Genomic DNA, 4,374 nt, shown 5'->3' on the forward strand with positions numbered 1-4,374 from the left:
ACGACGGACGGGACATAGGCGTGGGCAGTGCCGCCACTGATCCCGAACCCCGCGGCGAGTAGTAGGGCCCGTCCGTCCTGATGCGATCAGTGGGGATCAGCGTGCCGTCGACGATGACGAAGTCGCCCTCGCCCAGGCCGACGAGGGCCTCGTGCAGGCCCGGCGCCCACGCCGCCAGGACCTCAACAGTCTCGTCGACGCATCGCCAGGCGGTCGCCCCCGACACCCCGAACCAGGCCCCGGCCCCGGCCCCGGCCTGCCGATACGTCTCGTTCTTCCGTAGGTGGGCGAGCACCAGCAGGGCCGGCTTGAAGCAACCCAGCCTCCGCCACCTTGAGTTCAGCTCACGCCGACGTGCGTAGATCAGCCACGAGACGTGCTCGACCAGCTCGTGCGGCACATCGAGCGTGGAAGAATACCGGACCAACAGGGCCCCTCGGACGCTGCGTGACGAGTGATGTCACCACGGCAACGACCAGGGGCCCTGCCTCGTCACCCCACCCCGTTGACCAGGCATTTCACCCCTCCAGAGGCAGGATGAAAGAGGCTCAGTAGCCTCTCAGGTGACGAGAAGGGGGTGGCCGTTCATCTCATCGCACTAGGGTGGCGACACCGGTGAGGGTGGCCTGCTGCAGGCCGTTCGTGTCACTGCATGCGCCAAGCCCTGGAATGACGGAAGTGACGGCGAAGGTGAATGTAGCTCCGTTGTAGCGCCCGGTTAGGGTGCCACCACCTCCCTTTTGCTGCGTGATCTGTTCGGCCAGTGAGGCGAGATTCCAAGAATAACTACTTGAGTTAGCCGTGTCACTTGGGTTGCTTACCAGGTTCCAGCGGACACTGCTGTCCGTCAGGTTGTCGCTGACATACGCTCCGGCGGCGCAGCTCGTGAGGGCTGGCTTGGCAGCCTTTCCGTATGCGGTGAAACTTGCGTACACCCCATTGGAGTCGGCCTGCAGGTCGGGGTCGCCAATACAGCTGGTGAGGGCACCATTGGTGGTAGTGATGGTGATATCGTCCTGCAGAGGGTTCGGGAGGTTCTTCAGCCCCGGAGTGTAGTGCACCTTAGTGGTGAAGTTGCATACGACAGGCGTCACTGCCTGAGCTGTGGAGTGGACCACGATGGTGAACAGGCCACTGAGCAGCACAAGTGCACCTGCAAGGCAGGCAGCAGTGCGGCGTCGTTTATGCGAGTGTTGCGGGTGATCAGCTCGGTCGCGGGACCAGGGAGATGGAGACATGTTGCCTTCTTCCTTGCTGGGTGTTTATGGCCAGAGGCCGGATGAAACCTATGGCCGGGGGGAGGGGGTGGGGTCGGGCTGAGGCTCGAGCAGTGCCTCGGCCCTGGGGCCCTGGACACGGACCGCCAGGAGCACCGCAACAGCGGATACCAAGAGGAACACGAGTGCGTACACAGTGACCGGTTGCTTGCTTCCCGACCACGTTGTCAAGGTTGAAGTTGTCAGGGTGGCCCCGAGCAGGCCAGCGGGCACAGCAGCACACGAGGAGCTCAGCCCGATAGCACTCACCCGCACCGAGGTGGGAAATAGTGGCGCCAGCAAGGCCGGTTGCGGGCCGACCAGGGCCGCAAACCCTGCCATCGACATGAGGAAAATGATGCTCAGGAGATGAGCGTCACTGTATCGCTGAAGGACCGAGGAGGCAGCAGTGCACGCTGTCGTGAGTATGACACCAGACAACATCACGTGCTGACGGCCGCACCAGTCGGACAAAGCCCCACACAACGGAACCCCAGTGAGAAAAACTACCAGACCAGCAACTACTACTATCAAACTGGCACTCTGAGACATTCCGGTTGCCAGGAGGCGCGGATGGAAGTAGCCGATTGACATCGCCGAGAAGGCGATTTCGGTACCGAGGGCGACTCCAGTCGCGATGAGCAGACGGCGCCTATGACGGAGTACCAAGCTCCTCAACGGCCAGTAAATGCTAGCTCCGACGGCGGGCAGGGTGATGGAGGCCTGGGCCTCGTTGATGCTTTCCTTGGCCCACCACCAGATGCACAGCAGGATCACAGGGGCGAGGAACGCAATCCGCCACCCCCAGGTATAGAATGCAGGGGCTGGCAGGAGCGACCAAAGAAGTGCCAGAACACCGAAGGCAATCGCCCCTCCGCAGATCACGCCGATCTGCGGCAAGCTCCCTGCCAGTCCACGCCGCCCAGGGCTTACGCTCTCGAGCGCGCAAACTGTCGCGCTGCCGGATACACCGCTGCTCCCCAATTCCTGCACTAAGCGAAGTACGACCAGCAGGATTCCCGTGCTCACACCAATCTGCCGCCAGCTGGGAAGAAATGCCATCAGCCCTGTAGCGGCCGCAGTCAGACACACCGACACTGCCAGTGCCGGGTATCGCCCCGTCAGGTCAGCCAAGTTGCCGAAGATCACTGCACCTAGCGGACGGGCTGCTATACCCGTCCCATATACCGCCACCGTGGTCAGTCCGGCAGACCACGGATGCCCATAGGGAAGGAAGAGGTGCCCAAACACTACTACGGCTGCGGCCATGTACAGGAAATGGCAGTACCAGGCGACGCTGGTGCTCAGCACGCCAGTAAGGATCGCCCTGCGGGCCTTAACCCCGAATGGGGGCATTTGATCAGTCATCACGCGACTCCAGGGCAGCGGCATATCAGCAGATCGCGTCCAGAAGGTGGTGGCAAAGGCCGACGAGCGTAGGTTTCATACAAAATCGAGAAGTTCGTGCGGAAGGACCCGCACACGTGACGGAACGAGTATCCCCGGAGCCCTATTCAATGGGGGCCCCTACAGGTTTCGTCAACCCGTAGGGCTCGGTTGAGGGTCGTAGAAGGTGCCGTCGTGGAGCATCGCGAAGAGCACCTCGGCTCGTCGTCTCGCGAGGCAGAGGAGCGCTTGAGTGTGGTGCCTTCCCTGAGCAATCTTCTCGTCGTAGTAGGCCCTCGATCGCGGATCGGACGGAGCCGCGGACGCGGACATCAAGAAGGCTCGCTTGAGCTGCTTGTTTCTTCGTCGGGAGGACTGTTCGCCCCGGATCGAGGAGCCCGAACTGCGGGTCACTGGGGCGAGGCTCGCATAGGCGGCCAGGTGGGTGGCGGACGGGGATGCGGTGCCGTCGCCGACATCGATGAGGATCCTCGATCCGGACGGCGAGAAGTTTGCGCTGGTTGAGCACGGCTTGAAGCGAGTTGGCGAGGCTCGGGACGATCAGCGCGGCAGCATCCGTGCCGGGAACGACGACAGTCTGCTCGTCGAGTGCGGCGAAGATGTCTTCGACCAGCCGCTCGGCTATCCTGGGCGCCCTCGGACGTATCAGGTTACTGAGCCTGCGACGGCCGAGTATGTCGATGGGCAGCAGCAACGTGTGTGGCCCAGTTCGGCGCCCTCTCGTCCTCCAGCTCGATGGAGCGGAGAGTGTGTGGCATCGAGCGAGCGGCGTCCGCGATGACGAATGTGTCGCGGGCGTCGGTCTTGGCCTCGCCGGGGTGGAGGTCGGCGATCCAGCGCATGGTCAGGCCGGGCAGATAGGCGACTTCGCAGCCCATGTCCCGGGCGACGGCCAGCGGCAGGGTTCCGATCGTGGCCGACTTGGTCGACGACCACGAGCACGGTGCCGTGCTTGGCCTGCAGTTTCGCGAAGACCTCGCGGAGCTTGGGTTCGTTGTTGGGCAGCCTGCAGTCGAAGGCCTTCTTCCCGGCGGGGGTGATGGCGGTGGTGTGGTGTTCGACCTTGCCGACGTCCAGGCCGAGGTAGACGTCGATGTCGCGGGCGTCGATCACGTGCTGTGTCCTCCGGTCGTACACGTCCGGCCCTGCCACGGCACTGATCGCCCCATCCACATTACGAAGAGCCTCCCTGTCTCCGAAGAAGCCGGTGGTCATGCCCCTGCGGTCTGTCGACGCCTCCGGAGCCGGTGACACCACCCCCAGGCCATGCGATCCAATGTCGTTGCTTTTGTGGGGTCCGGCTGATTGAGCCGGTGTGCTGATATCAAGGTTGGAGCGGTTGGGGCTAGGGATCTTGACCCAGTCCTGCCCTCCTGAGCTGGTGGACCGGGTCGTCGGGGAGGAAGGCCGCAAGGAGAAGCGGCGCCGGTTGCTGTCCGCCTGGTTCACCGTCTACTTCGTCCTCGCCATGTGTCTCTTCCCGCAGGCGGACTACCTTGAGGTGCTGCGGCTGGTGAAGGCCGGTGAGCCGGTTCTGCAGCCATGGACCGGGGTGAACAAGTCCTCGCTGACCAGGGCTCGGCAGCGGCTGGGCTGGTCGGTGATGCGTGAGCTGTTCCGCGCGGTGGCACGGCCACTGGGCACGGCCCCGGAGCTATCGACGCCGACGGCCGCCTCGTCGTCGTGGTCGGCCGACCGTTGCCCGGCAGCC

At 63.7% G+C, this 4,374-nt stretch carries 4 protein-coding genes and 1 pseudogene; 1 reads left to right on the plus strand and 4 read right to left on the minus strand.

From position 1 onward, the window contains the following. From ACFWZ5_RS44960 to ACFWZ5_RS44975, 4 genes and pseudogenes are all read right to left on the minus strand, one after another. Positions 1–430 (minus strand): transposase family protein (locus ACFWZ5_RS44960; protein ID WP_384892945.1); only part of this gene is annotated, 430 nt, incomplete at its 3' end. A gap of 160 nt (positions 431–590) precedes the next feature. Next, entirely contained in the window at positions 591–1,145 is a 555-nt protein-coding gene (locus tag ACFWZ5_RS44965) for a hypothetical protein (protein WP_384892939.1), read from the minus strand. A 141-nt stretch (positions 1,146–1,286) separates the two neighbouring features. Beyond that, on the minus strand, positions 1,287–2,648 hold the full coding sequence (locus tag ACFWZ5_RS44970; RefSeq protein ID WP_384892941.1) for an MFS transporter: 1,362 nt from the start codon (positions 2,646–2,648) through the stop codon (positions 1,287–1,289). A gap of 147 nt (positions 2,649–2,795) precedes the next feature. Beyond that, positions 2,796–3,776 (minus strand): annotated as a pseudogene (locus ACFWZ5_RS44975) (IS110 family transposase). A 202-nt stretch (positions 3,777–3,978) separates the two neighbouring features. Between ACFWZ5_RS44975 and ACFWZ5_RS44980 the strand changes: the two are divergent. Continuing rightward, the coding region (locus ACFWZ5_RS44980) for a transposase domain-containing protein (protein WP_384892942.1) at positions 3,979–4,374 on the plus strand (396 nt) is incomplete at its 3' end.

Origin of the sequence: Streptomyces sp. NPDC059003 (assembly GCF_042740445.1) — a bacterium.
Classification (GTDB): domain Bacteria; phylum Actinomycetota; class Actinomycetes; order Streptomycetales; family Streptomycetaceae; genus Streptomyces.